At 60.4% G+C, this 19,346-nt stretch carries 17 protein-coding genes; 11 read left to right on the top strand and 6 right to left on the bottom strand.

Annotated elements, in window-relative coordinates; translation table 11 throughout:
* Nucleotides 1-249 precede the first annotated feature (249 nt).
* Entirely contained in the window at nt 250-801 is a 552-nt protein-coding gene (locus tag IC235_RS19230) for a hypothetical protein (protein WP_191006835.1), read from the bottom strand.
* Between the two features lie 250 nt (nt 802-1,051).
* On the opposite strand from IC235_RS19230, the gene IC235_RS19225 reads away from it, so the two are divergent.
* From IC235_RS19225 to IC235_RS19210, 4 genes are all read left to right on the top strand, one after another.
* The gene (locus tag IC235_RS19225; protein ID WP_223847421.1) at nt 1,052-1,627 is read left to right on the top strand and encodes an RNA polymerase sigma factor; all 576 of its coding nucleotides are present in this window, start codon (nt 1,052-1,054) and stop codon (nt 1,625-1,627) included.
* Between the two features lie 6 nt (nt 1,628-1,633).
* Nucleotides 1,634-1,969 carry a hypothetical protein gene (locus tag IC235_RS19220; protein ID WP_191006833.1) on the top strand — a complete coding sequence of 112 codons (336 nt, stop codon included), beginning with the start codon at nt 1,634-1,636 and terminating at the stop codon, nt 1,967-1,969.
* Nucleotides 1,962-2,477, top strand: a complete 516-nt coding sequence (locus IC235_RS19215) for a hypothetical protein (protein ID WP_191006832.1) — start codon at nt 1,962-1,964, stop codon at nt 2,475-2,477. The genes IC235_RS19220 and IC235_RS19215 overlap by 8 nt, the downstream gene beginning before the upstream one ends.
* A 103-nt stretch (nt 2,478-2,580) precedes the next feature.
* Nucleotides 2,581-2,739, top strand: coding sequence for a hypothetical protein (locus IC235_RS19210; RefSeq protein WP_191006831.1), 159 nt, complete (start codon nt 2,581-2,583; stop codon nt 2,737-2,739).
* A 307-nt stretch (nt 2,740-3,046) separates the two neighbouring features.
* Here the strand turns inward: IC235_RS19210 and IC235_RS19205 are convergent, their stop codons facing one another.
* On the bottom strand, nt 3,047-4,090 hold the full coding sequence (locus IC235_RS19205) for an SDR family NAD(P)-dependent oxidoreductase (RefSeq protein ID WP_191006830.1): 1,044 nt from the start codon (nt 4,088-4,090) through the stop codon (nt 3,047-3,049).
* Nucleotides 4,091-4,273: 183 nt separating this feature from the next.
* On the opposite strand from IC235_RS19205, the gene IC235_RS19200 reads away from it, so the two are divergent.
* Nucleotides 4,274-4,786, top strand: a complete 513-nt coding sequence (locus IC235_RS19200) for a hypothetical protein (RefSeq protein WP_191006829.1) — start codon at nt 4,274-4,276, stop codon at nt 4,784-4,786.
* A gap of 638 nt (nt 4,787-5,424) precedes the next feature.
* On the opposite strand, the gene IC235_RS19195 is transcribed toward IC235_RS19200, so the two are convergent.
* Nucleotides 5,425-6,381, bottom strand: coding sequence for an MBL fold metallo-hydrolase (locus IC235_RS19195; protein WP_191006828.1), 957 nt, complete (start codon nt 6,379-6,381; stop codon nt 5,425-5,427).
* A gap of 109 nt (nt 6,382-6,490) precedes the next feature.
* On the opposite strand from IC235_RS19195, the gene IC235_RS19190 reads away from it, so the two are divergent.
* The 3 genes from IC235_RS19190 (at nt 6,491) to IC235_RS19180 (ending at nt 11,668) form a co-directional block, all read left to right on the top strand.
* Nucleotides 6,491-7,363, top strand: coding sequence for a helix-turn-helix domain-containing protein (locus IC235_RS19190; protein WP_191006827.1), 873 nt, complete (start codon nt 6,491-6,493; stop codon nt 7,361-7,363).
* Nucleotides 7,364-7,940: 577 nt separating this feature from the next.
* Nucleotides 7,941-10,439, top strand: a complete 2,499-nt coding sequence (locus IC235_RS19185) for a TonB-dependent receptor (protein WP_317173612.1) — start codon at nt 7,941-7,943, stop codon at nt 10,437-10,439.
* 29 nt (nt 10,440-10,468) lie between these two features.
* Nucleotides 10,469-11,668, top strand: coding sequence for a PepSY-associated TM helix domain-containing protein (locus tag IC235_RS19180; protein ID WP_191006825.1), 1,200 nt, complete (start codon nt 10,469-10,471; stop codon nt 11,666-11,668).
* A gap of 36 nt (nt 11,669-11,704) precedes the next feature.
* Here IC235_RS19180 and IC235_RS19175 read toward each other — a convergent pair whose 3' ends face one another.
* A complete protein-coding gene (locus IC235_RS19175) occupies nt 11,705-12,478 on the bottom strand; it encodes a sulfite exporter TauE/SafE family protein (protein ID WP_191006824.1) in 774 nt (257 codons plus the stop codon).
* A 97-nt stretch (nt 12,479-12,575) separates the two neighbouring features.
* On the opposite strand from IC235_RS19175, the gene IC235_RS19170 reads away from it, so the two are divergent.
* Nucleotides 12,576-13,292, top strand: coding sequence for an SIMPL domain-containing protein (locus tag IC235_RS19170; protein ID WP_191006823.1), 717 nt, complete (start codon nt 12,576-12,578; stop codon nt 13,290-13,292).
* Nucleotides 13,293-13,620: 328 nt separating this feature from the next.
* Here IC235_RS19170 and IC235_RS19165 read toward each other — a convergent pair whose 3' ends face one another.
* Complete coding sequence (locus tag IC235_RS19165) at nt 13,621-14,067, bottom strand: hypothetical protein (protein WP_191006822.1); 447 nt, start codon at nt 14,065-14,067, stop codon at nt 13,621-13,623.
* A gap of 3 nt (nt 14,068-14,070) precedes the next feature.
* Nucleotides 14,071-16,713, bottom strand: a complete 2,643-nt coding sequence (gene dnaB / locus IC235_RS19160) for a replicative DNA helicase (protein ID WP_191006821.1) — start codon at nt 16,711-16,713, stop codon at nt 14,071-14,073.
* A gap of 296 nt (nt 16,714-17,009) precedes the next feature.
* On the opposite strand from dnaB, the gene IC235_RS19155 reads away from it, so the two are divergent.
* Entirely contained in the window at nt 17,010-18,419 is a 1,410-nt protein-coding gene (locus IC235_RS19155; protein ID WP_223847420.1) for a UDP-N-acetylmuramate--L-alanine ligase, read from the top strand.
* Nucleotides 18,419-19,117 carry an alpha/beta fold hydrolase gene (locus IC235_RS19150; RefSeq protein ID WP_191006820.1) on the top strand — a complete coding sequence of 233 codons (699 nt, stop codon included), beginning with the start codon at nt 18,419-18,421 and terminating at the stop codon, nt 19,115-19,117. The genes IC235_RS19155 and IC235_RS19150 overlap by 1 nt, the downstream gene beginning before the upstream one ends.
* The last annotated feature ends 229 nt before the right edge of the window (nt 19,118-19,346 follow it).

Raw genomic sequence — 19,346 nt, 5'->3', positions numbered from 1 at the left:
GGGGGCGGCCTGTGCAGGTTGCAGGTTTCGTAGGGGCCGACCTCTTCCTTAGTTAGGGACCGAGGAGAAACATCAATAAAACCTATTTGAGTAGTTGGTCTTTTTCGTTGTGTGCTAGCAATGTCAGGGTGTGCATTGTGCCAGGATGCTAGCTCTTAAAGGCTGATATTTCGACGGTGGAAATCCATCTTCTGCTTTGGAAAAGCAGAAGCGTTTCCAGGGGCCAGGCATTGACATGTGCCATTTTGCTTATTGCTCTCCGTCTGAGCTGAGTAGCTTGGTCAGGTCAGACAAAGCCCGCATTTCTTCCATCTTCCGGACCGGAGAAAGGTGCAACACATCTTTTCTTAGATAATTAAGAGTGGCTGTATCGACGGCTCCCGAATTACCTTTTTGCCAGATGAGCAGGGCAATGGCCGTTTTCAAGGTAGCTGCCTTGACGCGCAGTGTGTAGGGCGAGAAGCGGCCCGGATGGATATGAACATATTTAGTTTCTTTCTCTCCTAGCCTCAGCACCCACTGCGAGGTATCACTCAGAACAATGGTTTTGTACTGTTCTGGTAATAAGAACTGTTGGTAGGCCGGTTCAGATAAGGCATTCAATTCAGTCAGGTAATGAATTACTTCCTGGCAGATTGCGGCTTCAGGCAATTCTCCTTGGTACAAATCCATTTGCGAACCGCCAATTGTTAGCAGTGAGAGCGACAATTCGGTCAGTTGGCTGGTATCGTATTTTCTGATAAAAGAGCGGAGGGCATGACAGTGGTGTTTCAAGCCGTTAAACAAAACTGGAACACTCATAAGAAAGTAATAGAAAATTCTATTTTTGAAATTGAAGCTGCCTACCGAAGCGCCTGCCGTAACTCGTAGGCGGTTATCTGGCGCGGATAGTTAGCATAAAATATGTTGTCTTCATTCAGCCGATGCCCGCTGGCAGGGGACTAAAAAAATGGTGCCGACCGCAAGTTTTCCTGATCAGTGGGGCCTAAGCCACAACAACCCTTTCTCGGTTCACGTGTCTTTTCCCCATGGCCTTCAATTTTGTTTCCGTTTGAGCTGTCTTTCTCCCGATGCCGAGCTAGTGGCGCAATTGCAGGGTGGCAGCGCGGTGGCCTTTCGTGCGCTGGTGGAACGCTACCAGGGCCGGGTGTACCGCACGGCGCTAAGTTTGCTCCGCTCCCCGGAAGAAGCCGAGGACGTGACCCAGGAAGTGTTTCTCGAAGTGTACCAAACCATTGGTCGGTTCCGGGGAGAGGCCTCGCTTAGTACCTGGCTCTACCGCCTGGCCACCTCCCGAGCTTTGAAAATTCAGCGGAAGGCCCGCACGAAAAAGCGCTTCGCGGTGCTTACCAGCCTCTTCGGTACTGGTAATGAAGTCCTCCACGACCCGCCCAACCACCGGCACCCGCTAACCTTGCTCGAAGGCCAGGAACAGATGCAGGAGCTGCTCGACGCCATCGCCCGCCTACCGGCCACCCAGCAGGTAGCCTTCACCCTGCGCCACGAGCAGGAGTTGAGCCACGAGGAAATTGCCGCCGTGCTGCAGGCTACTATTCCAGCCGTGGAGTCGTTGCTGTTCCGGGCCCGGCAAAGCCTGCGCCGGTTTCTTCAACCCCGCCTAATTTGAAAATCCATGTTGACTTCCGATAACTTGCCCGAAGAGGACGAAGCCTGGACTGCCCGGCTGCGTTGCCTGCGCGAGCCCGAGCCCCCGGAGCCGCGACCATTTTTCTACACGCGCCTGGAGGCGCGCCTGGCCGCCGAGCTGCTGCCGTCGCTGGCCCGGCCCTGGTGGCGGCGCCATCCGGCCTACGCCGCTACGCTGGGCGTACTGGTAGTGGCCCTTAATGCTGGTGCGGCCGTGCACTATGCTCGTCACCAGCGCCCAACCCCCGGGCCGGCTCCTCACGGCTACGCGGCTTTCGTCGCTGATTATCAGCTGGACCCGTTTTACCTGCCTCATGAATAATCTCCCGCCTTCGCTTCCAAACCGTTCCAACCGCTTGCCGTGGGTGCTGGTTGGTATTCTGCTGCTGCTCAACCTGGCCCTGGTAGCTTGTCTGTGCCTGACGCCGGCGACCAACTCCTCCGCGGCCCGGCCGGCGAGCGGCGCGATTTTTCTGGCTGATACGCTGCGGTTCTCGGCGGCGCAGCGGGTGCGCTACGACACCTTGCGCAGTGGCTACCTGCGGCAAGTGCAGCCGCTGGCCCGTAGCTGCCGCCGGTCCTGCCGGCAGTATTTCGCTACGCTTGATTCTCAGCTGACCGATGCGCAGCTGGCTGAGCGTTCCCGGGAAGCGCTCTCCCATAAGGTGGCCGTGGATGTGGTAACCGTACGCCACTTGCAGCAGGTAGCCGCCTTGTGTACGCCAGCCCAGCGCCAGCTCCTGCAACGCCTGCTGGCTCAGCCCCCCGGCGACGGCTGTGTGGCGGGCGAGAAGGAGGGCGTCGAGTGCATCCTGCCCCTGAACCGCTAGCCCGGTAGATTTTTTTCGGGCCGGCCGCTGGTTCTGTCAGCAGTTGGGGCCTAAGGAGCTGAACGTTCAATCAACCCATCTTTTCACTTCACCTCGCGTACCCATGTACAAGCTCCTGTTTACCGGCCTGCTGGCCGTTTCCTCTCTGGCCTATGCCGGCAGTGGCACCCCAAAAGATAAAAAGGGCAAAGCCAAGACTTCCGCCGCCTGTGCCAAGGCCTGCAGCTCCAAGCCCGGCTGCCCGCTGCCCGGCAGAAAATAGCCTCGTTCGGCTAGCAAAATTCTCAAATGAAGCAAAAAGCCAGTCTTCTCAAGTAGAGGAGATTGGCTTTTTTGCTTGCGCTTGCCGCACCCCTTGCTGGCTTTAGTTGAAGTCTGGAGCAGCCTGGTCGTAAGGGCTTTTCGGTAGTGGAATCCTGACACCGCCATAACGTCGGGCTTCGCATAAGATAATTTGGAGCTTAATAGCTTAAGAAGGAAGTACCGGAGCACTTTGGGAGTATAAAGCAAGCCAGGCCAGAGACTACCGCAGTGGTCTCCTGGCCCGGCTTGCTTATCGGATTCGATTTTTACGCCTCGTTGTTTTTAGCCGCCGCTTTGCGGGTAAGGGCCGTGAGGGGCGAGCGGGTGATGGCGGTTTCGCTCTCGTAGCCGGTGCGGCGGGCGTTAGCCGCCGCGCTTTCACCGGTGGCGGGCAGGGCCCGGTTCAGCCAGCTGAGGATGTTGGTGGTGGTGCCGGGCAGCAGGCCGTGGAAGGCGGCTAGTAGCTTGGCGGGCAGGGACAGGATGATTTCACCGTCGCCCCGGCGGCAGGCATTCCAGATTTGCCGGGCTGCCTGCTCGGCGTTCATGGTCAGGCCCGGCAGCGAATCGGCGATGCTGAACCAGGCGAACTCCTTCTTCTGCTGCCCTTTCACCAGGGCGTGGCCGGCGCTGCCGGTGCGCAGTAAGCCCGGGCACACCGTGGTCACGCTGATGCCGTGTTGCTGCAGCTCGGCCCGGAAGCCCTCGGATAAGCCCACCAAGGCAAATTTACTGGCGCTGTACGGGGCCATGTGCGGCAATGCCACCTTGCCGCCCAGCGACGAGATATTCACGATGCGCCCTTCGCCCCGGCGGCGCATGCTGGGCAGCACGGCTTGCATGGCGTGCAGCGGGGCCCAGAAATGAATGGCCATGGAGTCTTCATAATCGCGCGAGTCCATGTTGTCGAGGGGCCCACCGAGGATGATGCCGGCGTTGTTGATGAGCACATCCACCGGTCCCAGGCGATTTTCGACCTCGGCCACCATGGTGCGCACTTCCTGCTCGTTGGTGATGTCGCGGGGGAGGGTCAGAAGGTCGGCTTCGGCACCACCGGCCAGCAGCAAATCCTGGCGGGCCCGGGCTAGTTCGGCCTCATCGCGCGCGCAAATGGCTACCCGGGCGCCTTCGGCCACGGCCTGCCGGGCCAGGACCAGGCCCAGCCCCCGCGAGCCACCCGTGATGAGCACGACCCGCTGGTTCAGGTCGTAGGAGCCGCGGCGGTTGCCCCAGAGGGTAGCGGTTAATGCCACGGCGCCGAGGCCCGCAGTCAGCAGCCAGTTCTTGTTGGTATAATTGTCGTGTTTCATAAACGGTTGTATGCCGAATGGAGCCGAAAGGTTGCAGCAGGCCCCTCAAAGTGACGTTTTTCTGGCGGGCCCTGGCACGAAATGGGCCGGGCATGGCGTTGGCAGCCTAACAGACCAGTTTTTCATTCGATATTTACCTCATTTCCGTGCTTCCGCGCCAGTGGTGCTTACCATTCTTATTCTATGAAATTAGTGTTGCTTTCGTCGCTGCTGGCCCTGGCGGCCGTTTCGCCCGCATTGGCCCAGGCACCGACTGCGGCTACCGTCAAGACCAGCGTAAAGCCGGCCGGCCAGCCCGGCGTCAAAACCAAAAGCCCTCAGGCCAGCAGTGCTCCTGCCAACGTAGCCGGGCCTACTGATGAGGAGATTGATGCCAAGGCCAATGCGCTCACGGCCAACATGCAAAAGAACCTGGGCCTCTCGCCCCAGCAAACCGAAAAATTACGCGCCATCAACCGCCGCGGCGTCGATGCAGTCGAATTGGCCCGGATGCGCTACCGAACCGACCCGCGCAAGCTATCCGGCGTGGTCGAGAGCATCAGCAGCTCGCGCCTCTCCGCCATCAAAGACGTGCTGACTCCGGCGCAGTTCGATAAGTATCAGCGTAAGCGCGAAGAAAAAATGGGCATTCCCAACGTGCAAGGCGTGCAGGGTACGCCGCCCCCCGGCCTGGGTGGCAGGAGCGGCGACCAGTAAGCAAGCGCAGCGCTGGTTTGTGCCATTCAGCATGGTGCGAGGTGGTGCCACGAATTCTGCGTAGCAGTTCGTGGTACCACTAAGTATCCACTAAGCTTAAGCACCCACCCAAGAGCACTGCCCCTAAGTATTCTATCCCGCTTATCTGGCTTCCGCTAACCCAAAGGTCGCCGTAGTAGCAGCCAAGGCGCTTGCCAGCATCACCTACCCAAGGTTTCTATCGAAAAAGCCAGCATCAGCCTCCAGGCTTCGGTGGCCATTATGGTTGGGCCGCTCGTCGCAGTTGAAGCCGTGGCAGGGTAGGAGGCGGTACTGATGAACGGCTGGCCAGCCCCTGACACCGGATCTGGTACTCGGGCATATCCTCTTTGCGGGTGGGCTCATCCAAGCCCCCCCAGAAGAACAAGTGTATTGTGCACAGGTCTTTGGTCCGGTCTTACAACTGGTGCGCCGCCGTAGCAGGATGAGGCCACCAACAATTGCTTTGCTTCCCGCACCGCGCCGTTGCTGCTACCAACCGCCACTACGCGGCTAGGCCAAAACCACGATTAAGTAAGAGGCCGTAGTGCCCTTCCCAAAATGAAAAGACCAAGAGGATGCCTCCTTGGTCTTTTCATGGCTTCTATGGCAGTCTATGACTATAGGCTGTTTACCAACCCGTAGGCTCCGTAGCTTATCATGTAACTCAGGCCGTAGCCGGGAAATTCGCGCTCAAATGCCTTGGTGAGGGTTGCGTAATCCACCTTGGCCTTCTTATCAGCCAGCGAATTGCCGGGGAGCGACTCAACGTAGCTCCGGGTAATGGTTTCGGCTTGCGTGAGGTACCTGATTTGGTCGGCGAAAGCCAGCGCTGCTGGTGCGGCTTCACCGCGGCCCCCGTATACCCTGGCCGTGGCAGGGTATTCCTTTTGCAGCCTTCGCAGCGCGTTTACCCACGGCTGGGTCTGATAAGCAGCTTTGCCCTCAACAATGGGGCCTTCTAGCCAAGCGTGTACGCGATGATGTACCAGGTCGCCGACAATCAATAGGTTGGCCTGCTTGATGTAGGCCACCGTCTGGTTGCTCGAGATGCCAGCCTGGTGTAACTCGCGCAACTCGACGGTGCCGCCGCCAGCAGTCGGGATGGTGTAGGTGTCGGCAAAGGTTTTGTCGGCGGTGACGGGCTTGGGAAAGGAGCTATCGGTGAACGACTTGGCTATGTTTACGAAGTAATACTTCTTGTAGTCGTACACCGCCGGCATATGCTGGGCCGTTTCTTGCGACATGATGACCGTGGCCCCCACTTTCTTGAAGGCTGGGACGCCCAGGAATTTGTCGGGGTTGGGGTGCGTGACTATCAGGTATTTGATGGGGTGACTGGTTTGCTGCTTGAGGAAGGCAATGGCCTGTTCGGCGGACCCCTCGGTAAATTGCGCGTCGAAGGCAACTACCTGCTGGCCGTCGTCATAAAAAACGGTTTTCGTGTTGAATCCGCTGGCGTCGCTCTCGAAGACGTACACTTGACCCTTAGGCGGGCGAACGACGGGCGAGTCGGCAGCGCAGGAGGCTGACAGCATAGCTACGGTCAGGAAAGTGGTGCAAAACAAATGGCGCATTGGTGCTGGTGAAACGGGAAAGTTTTGTCCGTTTCGACAATGCAAAATTCCGGTGACGCCCCGGCCTATAACAGGTAAAAAAAGCGGAATACTCGGTAGAAACGACCACATGATTACCCTATCCACCCACCAGGCGCTGGACCTGACGATTTACGAGGTCGACCAGTGGGACCTGCCAGTTCACTGCCACCAGTTTCTGGAGATTATTTATGTACTGGAGGGCCGTGGCACGCACACCATCAACCATAACAGCTACTCCTACGAGGTGGGCAGCCTGTATCTGCTCACCCCGCACGATGCCCACACGTTTGTGGTGCACGAGCCCAGCCGCTTCTGCATCCTGGTCATTACGGAGCTGTACGTCCGCAACTCGGCCCATTCGCTGACTTCCGATGCCGGCTCCGTATACAAGCAGCTGGAATACATCTTCCTGAACCATAATCAAACCAACGGCGAGCCGGTGCGGCAGCTCGCCGACCAGCAATGGATGCAGCAGCTCATGCAGCGCCTCATGGCCGAAGTAGAGCAGCCCGTGCAGCACGAGGCGGTGGTACAGCACCTGGTGGCGCTGCTGTTGCACCAGGTAGCCCGCTCCATCCGGGAAAACAACCGGTTGGAATTCACCGTCGCTCATCCCCACAACCTGGCGTACGACATCAGCAGCTACATTCAGCAGCACATCTACGATAATGAGAAGCTGCGCCTGGCAGCCATTGCCGAAGCGTTTTACAAGTCCAAGAACACCCTCAGTCAGCATTTCAAGACGCAAACCGGGGAAACCATCAAGGAGTACATCCTCTCCTACAAGCTGAATCTGGTGAAAGCCCGCTTGCAGTTTAGCGACCTTACTATTTCCCAGATTGCCGACGAAGTAGGCTTCACCGACGAAAGCCACCTGAATAAAGCCTTCAGGCAGCGCGTAGGAAGCACGGCCACGGAGTTTCGGCGCCGCCACCGGCAGGAGAAGTTGGTGGGCAATTAGTAGGTTTTCGAAGAATGCGTATGAGGCTCGACTGTATTGGCGTGAAAGCTCATTCACTTGAATTACGGGAGCCGGTGGCAGCCGCTTGTACGGAGCTAGCCGCCAAGCCGAAGGAGGTTGCGGCTTAACCATCTCGATGCGCCACAGCTAGTCCCCATTCTTTTGGGAGCGTATGGCGTCCACAAAATGAGAACCTTGATTTCCACTGATTTTCGGGCCGGGTGCTGCTCTTATGAGTTGCCTGCGGAAGAGATTTAAACTGATTCTCGTACGGTGGGCCGAATAGCCGAGCTGGCTGACTAAACCGAATTAATGTCGATGAGCAAAGGAAAGAGCCTGATAGGGGAGGGTGCTTCACCGCAGAAAACTGACTTATAAGCAGAAGTTGCTGCTGAAAGATGGCTCGTTGGCTGCGAGTAAAAGCTTTCAAGCAACTCCCAGAGCCGCCGAAAGCTAATTTTTATTTGGAACAATTCTAAATAGACTGCACCTTTGCAGTCTATTTAGAATTGTTCCAAATAATACCATGCGTTACTTCTTCGCTCTATTACTCGCCAGTGGCCTACTACCAGCTGTTGTGGCTGCTCAATCCGGCCCGGACCTGCGGCATAATACCCAGCGCAAAGCCGGAGCGGGCACTATTACCGGGCGCGTGATACTGGCTGATGGGCGGCCAGCCGACCAGGTTTCGGTACGGGTGAAGGGAACCGGGCTCGGTACCACGCCCGCCGCCGACGGCAGCTTTCGGCTGAGCGCCCCGGTGGGCTGGCAAGTGCTGCTGGTGAGCAGCCTCGGCTATGCTCCGCAGGAAATAACCGTAGAAGTAAAAAACGCGGAAACCACCGAGCTGGCCGCTCTGACCCTAGCCCGCGGGGAGCAGAAGTTGCAGGAAGTAACCGTAACCGGCGGTAAAAGCCTGAACCAACGGCCCACCAGCGTAGGCAAGCTCCCCATTGCCCCGCTCGATAACCCGCAGAGCACCCTGACGATAGAGCGGGCCGTGCTGGAACAGCAGCAGGCCCTGCGCCTGAGCGACGTGCTGGCCAATGTGAGCGGCGTGTACGTAATGGGTACCACCGGCGGTGCTCAGGAGGAAATTGCCAGCCGGGGCTTCGCCTACACCAGCGCCAACACGTTTAAAAACGGCGTCCGCTTTAACAACGGCATCATGCCGGAAGTTAGCTCCCTGGAGCGAATGGAAGTGCTGAAAGGCAGCGCAGCCATTCTCTACGGCAACGTGGCCGCCGGCGGGGTATTGAACCTGGTGACCAAGAAACCACGGTTTGAGCGCGGCGGCTCGGTGGGTCTGCGAGTGGGCAGCTACGGCTTCGTGAAACCGCAGTTCGACGTGTACGGCGCCGTGGGCCAGAGCGACAAGGTTGCTTACCGCCTCAATGGAACGTACGAGCGCGGCGACAGCTACCGCGACGGCGTGCAGGGCCGCCGCACGTACCTCAACCCCTCGGTGCTGTTGCGCCTCACGCCCCGCACCGAGCTGCTGGTCGAAGGCGATTATTTGCGCGATAATCGCACACCTGATTACGGCATCGGTGCCATCGACTACCAAATTCAGGAGTCGCGCAGCCGCTTCCTGAACGTGCCCGACGCCCGCAACGCCACCAGCCAAACCAGCGCTACGGCCACCCTCACCAGCCACCTCAACGAGGCGTGGCAGGTGCGCGCTATTGGCGCGTTCCAGCGCTACGACAACGAGCTGCGCAGTGCTGCCCGCCCGACCGGCATCATCAGCACCCCGGGCAGTACCTACGGCAACTGGAGCCGCGGCCTGCAGCGTACCGAAACCGCCGAGAACTATTACCTGGCTCAGCTGGACCTGACCGGCACTTTCCGCACGGGTTCCCTGGGGCACACGCTGCTGGTCGGCGCCGATGCCGACCAGTACAACAGCACCGTGGTGGCGTACACCAACCCCCGGTCGGCCACGAGGCCGACCACGGCGGTCAGCACGTACGACGTTATCAATATTTTGGACCCCCGCAAGGAAATAACGCAGCCCGTGGAGCGGCTCACGGGTTTCAATAGCCTGGTGCGCAACTCACTGACCAAGGGCAATACCCGCCGCGCCGGCTTCTACGCCCAGGACTTACTCAGCCTTTCGGAGCGGGTGAAGGTGCTGGCCGGCCTGCGCTGGAGCTATCAGGAAACGCCCAGCGACGTGTTTAACTACAACACCGTCGCCAATGTTAACAACAAGATAGCCGACACCTACGTGGAAACGCGGCGCTACGACAACGCTTTCTCGCCCCGTTTGGGCCTAGTGTACCGACCCATCAAAACGACCTCGCTGTTTGCTTCTTACGCCAACTCGTTCACGCCCAACGCCGGGATTGACTTACAGGGCAATACCCTCCCGCCTTCGCTCATCGACCAGTACGAGGCGGGGATTAAAAATGAGCTGTTCAACGGGGCCCTGTCAGCCAACGTAACAGCTTACCGCATTGTGAACAGCAACCAGGCCCAGGCCGTGCTGCCCACGGACCCCCGCTTCAGCACCGCCGCGACCACTAGCCCGCAGGAATTGGCGGGCCAGGTAACCAGCAAGGGCGTGGAAGTTGACGTGCAGAGCCGACCCGTAGATGGCTTTTCCCTGATTGCGGGCTATAGCTATAACTACACGGCTTACACCAGGAGCAATATTTATGAAGACGGGAGCCGCCTGCGCTACAATCCCGCTCACACGGCCAACGCCAGTTTGTTCTATAACTTCAATACCCGGTTTGCCAGCAATGTGCTCCTCCGGGGCCTGAATGCCGGCGTAACGGCCTACTACGTGGGCGACCGGCTCGGCGGCCGTAATAACCGGATCCTTAATCCCGCTACCGGCCGGCCCTGGGTCGATGCCAATGGCAACCCCACAACCGATGCGTTCAAGCTCATTGCCGTGCCTAACTACTTCCTCTTCGATGCCTCGCTGGGCTATGCCTACGAACGGCTCTCGCTGCGAGTGAAGGTGGCGAATTTGCTCAACGAGCTGAGCTACAACCTGCACGACGATAACAGCGTGAACCCCATTGCGCCCCGCACTTTTTCGGCCACCCTGGGCTACAAGCTGTAAGTCGATACCCGCTTCAACCTTAAAAACCGATGAGTCCGACTAAATCCCTGCTTCGGAGCATCCACCGGTACCTGGGCCTGGCTTCGGGTCTGGTCATCGTTTGGGTGTGTCTGACGGGCAGCATCCTGGCTTTTGAAAAGGAGATTGAGCAGGCCTGGCACCCGGAGCGCTACTTTGTGGCGCCGGCCACCACTGCCCCCTTGCCGTTGGCCCAAGTGGTTGAGGCGGTGCGGGCCCGCAAGCCCAAAGCCAAAATAGCCGGTCTGAAAGTGTACAACGACCCCACCCGCACCGTGGAGGTAAGCCTGGCTGGCGGCCCTGGGGAGGGAAGTAAAGGCACTGGCCCCGCGGCCACCTCTAAAGCAGGCTCGCCCAAAGGCAAGGGTAAGGGCGAGGGGGGCGGGCCCCGCGTGTACGTTAACCCCTACACGGCGGCCATCACGGGCGAAGTGAACCCGCGGGATACCTTCTTTCACACCGTAGAGCAGCTGCACCGCGGGCTGGTAGCCGGCAAAATCGGCAAGCTGGTGATGGGCGTGAACGCGTCGATGTTTCTATTTATCCTGGGCACGGGCCTGGTGCTGTGGTGGCCCGCCACGCGCCAGGCCCTCACGTCGCGGCTGCGCGTGAAGTGGAGCAGCGGCTGGAAGCGCGTGAACCATGACTTCCACCTCGTGCTGGGCTTCTACGCGTCCTTGTTCCTGTTCGTCCTGGCCCTGACGGGCGTGGGCATGTCGTTCGACTGGGTTGGCGAGGGAATTAATAAGCTCACCCATTCGCCCCTGAAGCGGCCCGAGCCACCGCTTTCGGCAGCCCCGGGGGCGGGAGCCGCCCCATTTGCGCCCGCGGCCGCGTTGGCCCTGGCCCGCCAGCAAGCCCCGGATGCGGAGTCGTACACCATCCAACTGCCCAAGGAATCTACCGGCAGTATTCGCGTGGCCATCCTGTGCCCCGGCGCCGTTAGCGAAAATGCCACCGACGAAGTGTACCTCGATCAGTATTCGGGCCGAGTTATCAGCGGGCAAACCTACGAGCAACGTCCGTTGGGGCAGCGCATCCGCGGCCTGTTCAAGCCGGTGCACACCGGCGCGGTAGGGGGGTGGCCCACTAAAGTGCTGGTGCTGGCGGTGAGCTTGCTGGGGGCCACGTTCCCGGTCACGGGCACCGTAATGTGGCTGAACCGACGGCGCAAGCAGCGCCGGAACTCCGGCCGCCTGCAGCCGGCCTAAAGGGGAAAGGCTGGTGATGGCGTTTGGGCGGCTGGGCTAAGCCAGGAAAGTGTCCCAGCCCAGCTTTAGAATGAAGGCTCCGACCACCACCAGAAACAGCAGTCGGACGAAGCCTGTACCCCGCCGTTGGGCCAGGCGGGCGCCCAGGGTGGAGCCCAGCATGTTGCACGCCGCCATGGGCAGCGCCACTTGGTAGAGCACTTGCCCGGTGGTGGCGAAGTAAAACAGGCCGGTCAGGTTGGTGGCCACGTTCACCAGCTTGGCCGAAGCCGAAGCGGCGATGAAATTATAGCCGAACAACCCCACGAACGCAAACAGCAGCAAGCTGCCCGTGCCCGGTCCAAAGAAGCCGTCGTAAAAGCCGATGGCGGCTCCCAGAGCTAAGCCGGTGAGAACTTCGCGGCGGCCGGACAGTCGTGGAGCGTGCAGGCGGCCAAAGTCTTTGCGCCAGAAAGTATAAATGGCCATCACAACCAGCAGCCCGAGCACCAGGGGCCGCACCGCTTCCTTGGGTAGCAAGCTCACGGCCCGCGCGCCCAGGAATGCGAAACCGCCCGCGGCCACCGCCGTGAGCCCAATAACCGCCCACCGGATGGGTAGTGGCTCTGGTCCGCTCAGGTAGCGGCGCAGGGCCGCCAGCGTGCCCGCCAGGCTCGACACCTTGCCCGTGCCCAGGATCGTGGGCACGGGCACGCCCGGCAACAGCAGCAGCATGGCCGGCAGCTGAATCAGCCCACCCCCACCCACTATGGAATCAATAAAACCGGCCAGAAAGGCAAAGAAACAAAGCAATGGTAATGCGGCACCCATGCCGCGAAGGTAAGGCCCTACGTCTCGGCCCCCGAAACGCAGCCAGCTGCGCAATGTTAAACTTAACATTGCGTTTAGTGACTCAAAATATTCTGTTATGACTTCTTACGTACGCTACGCCCTGCCCTTACTGACTGCCCTAGCTGCCTGCCAGGCTGGACCCACCACCGGTCCGCCGTTGCGCCAGGTGCGCAGCGTGGGCTACGGCAGCGTGACCGTCTACCCCGATTACGCCGAGCTGACGGTGGATGCCGAGTTTACCCGCCCCAAGCTCAAGGACGCCGTGGCCGAGGTGCAAGGCGTGGTCGACCAGGTACTGGCCTTATCCAAGCGCTACGCGCCCGGGCCCAACGAGGTGCGCGTGAGCAGCACGTCTTCGAACAAGGAATTTGGGTACGTGCGCGGCAAGGAGGTTTTCACTGGTTTCAATTCTTCGCAGTCGGTCACGGTGCGCGTTACTGACCTGCGCCGCCTGCCACCTTACCTCGAAGAGCTGCTGGCCACCCGCATCAGCCGCATCAAGGACCTGAGCTACGGGCACAGCCGCGCCGATAGCCTACGCCGCGAAGCCGACGTGCTGGCCTTGGCCGATGCCGTGAAAACGGCGGATAAAATGTGCGCCGCCCTCCACGTGCGCCGGGGGGCCGTACTCGAGGCCAGCGACTCCTCCAGTCCAGAAAGCAACGGCAACGGGCGTAGCCATTCCGCCGACATCGAATTGTACAGCAAGAGCTTCGGCGGCCGTGGCTTCAAGATGAGCCCGGAGCTGCTGCGCTTCGACAGTACCTGTAGCCTCACTTCAGCGCTGGAGTAACGCTAGGCGCTCATTCCATTTATCAGCCGAGTAGCCTCTTCACAGGAAGATATGGCGTGAATCCTGCTGATTCACGAGCCTGAACCTGTTTGGGCATTCAGGTATTGGTCCTGCTCTATCTAGCGTCCGCTAGTCGGAGCCGCTCTACCGCTTCGTTGAACGAGCCCGGACGAAGGGGTAGTAGATGCTTCGACAAGCGGACGCCAGATAGAGCAGGACATTCTAAGGGGCCGTTGAGCATAAGCCAAACACGCTTGAACGGGATACGCGCGGACTCGCAGAGTCCGCGTTACGCTGTTGAGCAAAGCTAAACACGCTATAAACTCGCTCAAAGAGCGGTCCAAGGCATCTCTCCAAAGATGATTGCTGAGAAAAGTACCAGTACAAATAAGGGGATTACAAAAATCAGCAAGCAAACCACCAAGGGAGTACGGATGCTCTTGGCGGGAAAATCATTGCGATGCTGCACGAATTGACCAAAGTACCATTCCAGGCCCGCACTCCCGGCGTACCCCACCACCACTGCAAGCCAGGAATGGCCCATCGAATCGGGTAGGTACGACGTGAGCCACAGCAGCAGCGCCAGATAGATAATGCTGCCCCACAGCGCTTTGCGGGCCGCCGTGGGCTGGCCCACATCGCGTAGGTTCCGGGCCGTGAGGGCTCCTCCGGCAATGGGGCTAAAGAAGATGGAAAACAGCCGGACGGCCCGCGCCGAGTACAATGGCATGTTAGCCGACAACGGCGCGCCCGAAAGGTGGTTTTCAGTTGCCATTGCTTAAAACGGCGGGTCCTCGTGCTTGTTGATGTTTCCTTTCGGGAATGGCACCGGCGACTCGTTGATCTTCGAGCCCAGCCGAATGGTGTTGGGCGCGTAGCTGCCGCTGGGCTCGCTGTCGAAGGTGCTGGCGGGCAGCCCCATGGGCTGGTAGCCGCTGGTGTCGAAGGCACCCGCGCCGTCGAGGTCGGCGAACTTGGTGAAGCGGCCGATGAACTTGAGCTGCACGGTTTCGAGCGAGCCGTTGCGGTGTTTGGCGATGATGACTTCGCCCACGCCCTGGGTGGAGTTGCCTTCGGCATCCTGGTCGAGGCCGTAGTACTCGGGGCGGTACAGGAAGATCACCATGTCGGCATCCTGCTCGATGGAGCCCGATTCACGCAGGTCGCTCAGTTGCGGGCGCTTCTCGCCGCCGCGGGTTTCCACCGAGCGCGAGAGCTGCGACAGGGCCAAGACGGGTACGTTCAGCTCCTTGGCGATGCCTTTGAGCGCCCGCGAGATGCTGGCAATTTCCTGCTCGCGGTTGCCGCCGCGGCCGTCGGTGTTGCCGCTCATCAACTGCAAGTAATCGACGATAATCAGCTGCACGTCCTTCTGCGAGCGCAAGCGGCGGCACTTGGTGCGTAGCTCGCGAATGCTGAGGGCGGGGGTGTCGTCGATATAGATCGGGGCGGCCGAGAGGTCGGTAATCTTGTGGTTGAGCTGCTGCCACTCGTAGTCGGCCAGCGTCCCTTTTTTGATTTTGTCGGAGTCCAGCTCCGCCTCCGCCGAAATCAGGCGGTTGACGAGTTGCAACGACGACATCTCCAGCGAAAAGATGGCCACCGGCCGCTTGAACTCGACGGCCGCGTTGCGCATGGCCGACACTACGAAGGCCGTATTGTGCGTCACGGTCATGTCCTGGAGTAGGAACAGGCGGTTGCCATCGATTTCAAATCCGTAGTAGTCGTCAACTTTGTCGAATTCCACCGAAATGCCGGTTTGGCGCCAGTCCACGGGCGAGGCCCACGGGTTGGCTTTTTTGCGGGCTATTCGCACCGGAATCCGGTCAAGGTCACCGTAGAAGCGCACGCGCCACACCTCGCTTTCGTAGCCGATGCTTGAAGTTGCGGCTCGCTTCTTTGTGAGGGAGGTGCGGAAGCCAAGAGAGTCGCACAAGAACTTGATTTGCCGGGCCAGATGATGGCTTTTCTGGGTGATTTCGTAGCCGTTGGACACCGCGTTTAAGTGGCCGTCGCTGTCAATCAGGCCAGCCAGTAAGCGCAGGCGGTTGTCGGTCGAGTTGATGGCGTAGGCGCGCGGGATGTGCTTGTCGCCGAGCACCCCGAGTTGGCGCAACTCATCTTGCAGGGAGTATTCGGCAATGCTGCCCCCCTGCCGGCCGCGGGTGATGCCGTAGCTGTTGCCACGGTTTTCGACCACGCCTACCGTCACCTGCCTGTGCAGCCCGGCGGCGTAGTCGTGCAGGTAGTCAATGACTTCCTGGTCCGGACCCGTGATTCGGCAATTGTTGGAATTGCCGTCGCCCAGCCAAAGCCCCAAAAAGTACGGATCAATAGGCAGCTCTTCGGCCGCAAATTCCACCGGTACCTTGTAGCCTTTGTAGTTCGAGCGAAACTCCGCACTCTTCGCCAGCCAGTCTTTTACCGTGATGTTGAGCACCTCGCCGTGGCAGTGCGGGCCCTCGTTGCGCGAGCGTTTGAGCGAGAGAATGTGGCTCTCATTCACGCGGTAGTCGTCGCCCTTATTCTGGCGCACCCAGTACATGTTTTCGCGGCCCCGGGCGATGCTCAGCACCCGGCGCGGGGTGGAATCGTCGCCCATCAGCAGCTCGCCGGCGCGTACGTCTTCCACGTTGCGCAGGTCACCGTTATACATCAGCACCTTGGTGCCTTTGCCCAAACACTTTCCCATGCCGGGCCGCGCCGCGATAATCACTAAGTCCGACGGTTGCCAGCCGCTCGTGACGCGGTCCAGCGCCGTGAAACCGGTGGGGACGCCGGTTAAGCCATCTTTCTGATTCTTCTTTTCCTCCAGCTCCTTGATGGCTTTGCCCATCAGGCTGCGCATGTCGTCGAAGTTCTTGCGGATGTTCGATTCCGACACTTCGAACAGGGCCGACTCGGTGTCGTCGAGCAGCTTGAATACGTCGGTCGTGTCCTCGAAGGCATCGCGCTGGATCTCGCTCGAAATCCGAATCAGCTCGCGCTTGATGGCGGTTTCGGTGATGATGCGGGCGTGGTACTCCACGTTGGCCGCCGAGTTGACTTTCAGCGTGAGGTTGGCCACGTAGAAGGGGCCGCCGCAGGCTTCGAGCTCGCCCATTTCGCGGAGCTCGTGCACCACCGTGAGCTGATCGATGGGCTCGGATTTATCGAACAGCCGGATGATGGCCCGGTAAATGCGCTGGTGGCTGTCTTTGTAAAAGCTCTCGGGCTTGAGCAGGTCGATAACCGACGTGAGGGCGTCTTTTTCCAGCATCAGGGCACCGAGCACGGCCATTTCCAGTTCGGGGGCCTGGGGCGGCAGCTTGCCAGCGGCGCTACCGTTGAAGGCCCCGAGCCCCGCCGACCCGCGATTAGCCAGCGCGGCCTTGGCGCGGGCTGCGGATTGCTTTAGGCGGTCGTCCATCCGGTCTTGCATTGGGTATCAGGAGGTATTGAGGCAATAAGAAATGACGTTCGGCTGCTTTTACTTCCTGAAGAAGCCAAAAGAAGCCAAACCGTTATGCTGTATGAAAAACATACAAGTCATACAAAGTATACAAAGCTAACCCCGGACCCGCGGAAAAGATTAGGGTTGGACCATCGATTCTTTGGGCTATGGCAGAGTTCCGACGGCCGAGAGTTTGTACTTTCGCGGTCCACCCTTCGGGGTTGGGGGGTGGGTGAGGGCTGATTTCGCAAAATGCCACCCCGCCCCCGCAACCCATAGACCTTTTGGAAGCAGAAACCAGAAATCAGACCGGTACGTCGACCGCCCAACCAGAAGCCATCCACCTCATTGCCGTAGGAGGCAGCATCATGCACAACCTGGCACTGGCGCTACAGCGGCGCGGGGCCCACGTGACGGGCTCCGACGACGAAATATTCGAGCCCGCGCGCGGCCGCCTCGCCTCGGCCGGCCTGCTGCCCGCCCAGGAAGGGTGGGACGCCGCCCGCATCAGCCCCGACCTCAGCGCCGTGATCGTGGGCATGCACGCCCGCCCCGACAACCCCGAGCTGCGGCGGGCCCAGGAACTGGGCCTCAAAATCTACTCTTTTCCCGAGTACATCTACGAGGCCAGCCGCGACAAGCAGCGCATCGTGATTGGTGGCTCGCACGGCAAAACCAGCATCACGGCGTGCATTCTGCACGTGCTGCGCTACCACAACCGGAAGTTCGACTACGCCGTGGGCGCCCAGCTGGCGGGGTTCGACTTGATGGTGCAGCTCACCGAGGAGGCGCCCATTATCATCATCGAAGGCGACGAATACCTGTCGTCGCCGGTAGACCGGCGGCCTAAGTTTCACCTCTACCAGCACCACATCGGCGTGATTTCAGGCATTAGCTGGGACCACATCAACGTGTTTCCGACCGAGGAAAACTACCGCGAGCAGTTCCGCATCTTCGCCGACATGACGCCCAAGGCCGGCGTGCTCATCTACGACAAGGATGACGAGCAAACCCAGCTCATTGCCGTGCCCACCAACCCCGACGTGACCTACATTGGCTACGGCCCGCACGAGCACGTCGTCCGCGGCGGGCGCACGTTCCTGCTCAATAAAAAGGACGAGGAAGTGCCGATTCAGGTGTTTGGCGAGCACAACCTGCGCAACATCTCGGCGGCTAAGGAAGTGTGCAAGCAACTGGGCATCAAAGGCAAGGACTTCTTCAAGGCCGTAACGTCGTTCCCGGGCGCGGCGCGGCGGCTGGAGCTGGTGCGCGAAGGGGCCTCGTCGGTGGTATACAAGGACTTTGCCCACGCCCCGAGCAAGCTCAAGGCCACGTCTACCGCCCTGAAGCAGCAGTTTCCGGCGCGGCGCCTGGTGGCGTGCCTGGAGCTGCACACGTTCAGCAGCCTGAACCCGGCGTTTCTGCCGCAGTACGCACACTGTTTCGATGCGCCCGACGTGGCGGTGGTGTACTTCAACCCGCACGTGCTGGCGCACAAGCGCCTGCCGCCGCTGGCCGCCGCCACGGTGGCCGCCGCGTTTCAGCGCCCCGACCTCCGGGTGATTACCGACAGCGCCGAGCTGGCGGCTTTCCTGCGGGCGCAGCCCTGGACCCACGCCAACCTGCTGCTGATGTCGTCGGGCACGTTTGATGGCCTGGACCTGGCCGCCCTGGCTACCGAAATCACCGACTGATGAGCAAGCCCACGCTTTTACTGCTGCACGGCGCCCTGGGCAGCCCCGCCACCTTGCAGCCGCTGGCCGAGCGGCTGGCGGCGGACTTTACCATTAAGAGCTTCGCCTTCGCCGGCCACGGTGGGAGAGAAGTACGCCCCGAAACGTTTACGCTGCCGCATTTTGCCGCCGAAATACTGGCCTTCCTCGCCGCGAATGAAAGCGAGCCAGCGCGGGTGTTCGGCTACAGCATGGGCGGGTACGCGGCGCTGCTGGCGGCCCACCAGGTGCCGGCACGGTTCGCGTCCATCACCACGCTGGGCACCAAGCTGGACTGGTCGCCGGAAGCGGCTGCCGCCGAAACCCGCCTGCTCGACCCTGAGAAGATCCGGGCCAAGGTGCCCGCTTTTGCCGAGCAGCTGCGGGAACGCCACGCCCCGGCCGACTGGACCGCCGTGGTGCGGGCCACCGCCGCGCTAATGCAGGCGGCTGGGGCCGCCCCGCCGCTCTCGGCCGCCGACCTAAGCGGTATCGCCGTACCGGTCCAGGTACTGGTGGGCGACGCCGACCCCACGGTCGGTACTGAGGCCGGGGCCGCCCTGGCCGCCCGGCTTCCCCGTAGCCGCTACGAGCTGCTGCCGGCCACGCCCCACCCGCTCGAACGAGCCGACCTGACGCTGCTCAGCGAAAAAATCCGGGCCTTTGCCCTGTCTGCTTAGCCGGCAGACGTATACTGGACGCTATTCGTGCTACTCGGTGGGCTTTGGCGGTGTTTTCGGCGCCGGCCGACGGGGCCGGTCGGTGGTGATGAGCAGGGCCAGGGCCGTGAGGCTGAGGCGCAGCAGCCATTTGCCGGAGGTACTCATCGGATACTAGGTTGTACGGACAATTAACGAAGCCATAACAGGGCTGAGACGAAATGCACCATTCCCAAGAAGCTGGTGGCCG

This window comes from Hymenobacter montanus (genome assembly GCF_014699115.1).
GTDB classification, from domain to species: domain Bacteria; phylum Bacteroidota; class Bacteroidia; order Cytophagales; family Hymenobacteraceae; genus Hymenobacter; species Hymenobacter montanus.
Note: the sequence above shows the minus strand (reverse complement) of the source record. Positions and strands in the feature narration are given on the sequence as shown.

Excerpts from the sequence above, each read along its gene's own strand:
- IC235_RS19210 (WP_191006831.1), top strand. The coding sequence starts at position 2,581 with ATGTACAAGCTCCTGTTTACCGGCCTGCTGGCCGTTTCCTCTCTGGCC.
- IC235_RS19180 (WP_191006825.1), top strand. The coding sequence starts at position 10,469 with ATGAGTCCGACTAAATCCCTGCTTCGGAGCATCCACCGGTACCTGGGC.
- IC235_RS19215 (WP_191006832.1), top strand. The coding sequence starts at position 1,962 with ATGAATAATCTCCCGCCTTCGCTTCCAAACCGTTCCAACCGCTTGCCG.
- IC235_RS19200 (WP_191006829.1), top strand. The coding sequence starts at position 4,274 with ATGAAATTAGTGTTGCTTTCGTCGCTGCTGGCCCTGGCGGCCGTTTCG.
- dnaB (WP_191006821.1), bottom strand. The coding sequence starts at position 16,713 with ATGCAAGACCGGATGGACGACCGCCTAAAGCAATCCGCAGCCCGCGCC.
- IC235_RS19220 (WP_191006833.1), top strand. The coding sequence starts at position 1,634 with ATGTTGACTTCCGATAACTTGCCCGAAGAGGACGAAGCCTGGACTGCC.
- IC235_RS19170 (WP_191006823.1), top strand. The coding sequence starts at position 12,576 with ATGACTTCTTACGTACGCTACGCCCTGCCCTTACTGACTGCCCTAGCT.
- IC235_RS19165 (WP_191006822.1), bottom strand. The coding sequence starts at position 14,067 with ATGGCAACTGAAAACCACCTTTCGGGCGCGCCGTTGTCGGCTAACATG.
- IC235_RS19150 (WP_191006820.1), top strand. The coding sequence starts at position 18,419 with ATGAGCAAGCCCACGCTTTTACTGCTGCACGGCGCCCTGGGCAGCCCC.
- IC235_RS19195 (WP_191006828.1), bottom strand. The coding sequence starts at position 6,381 with ATGCGCCATTTGTTTTGCACCACTTTCCTGACCGTAGCTATGCTGTCA.
- IC235_RS19205 (WP_191006830.1), bottom strand. The coding sequence starts at position 4,090 with ATGAAACACGACAATTATACCAACAAGAACTGGCTGCTGACTGCGGGC.
- IC235_RS19190 (WP_191006827.1), top strand. The coding sequence starts at position 6,491 with ATGATTACCCTATCCACCCACCAGGCGCTGGACCTGACGATTTACGAG.
- IC235_RS19175 (WP_191006824.1), bottom strand. The coding sequence starts at position 12,478 with ATGGGTGCCGCATTACCATTGCTTTGTTTCTTTGCCTTTCTGGCCGGT.
- IC235_RS19230 (WP_191006835.1), bottom strand. The coding sequence starts at position 801 with ATGAGTGTTCCAGTTTTGTTTAACGGCTTGAAACACCACTGTCATGCC.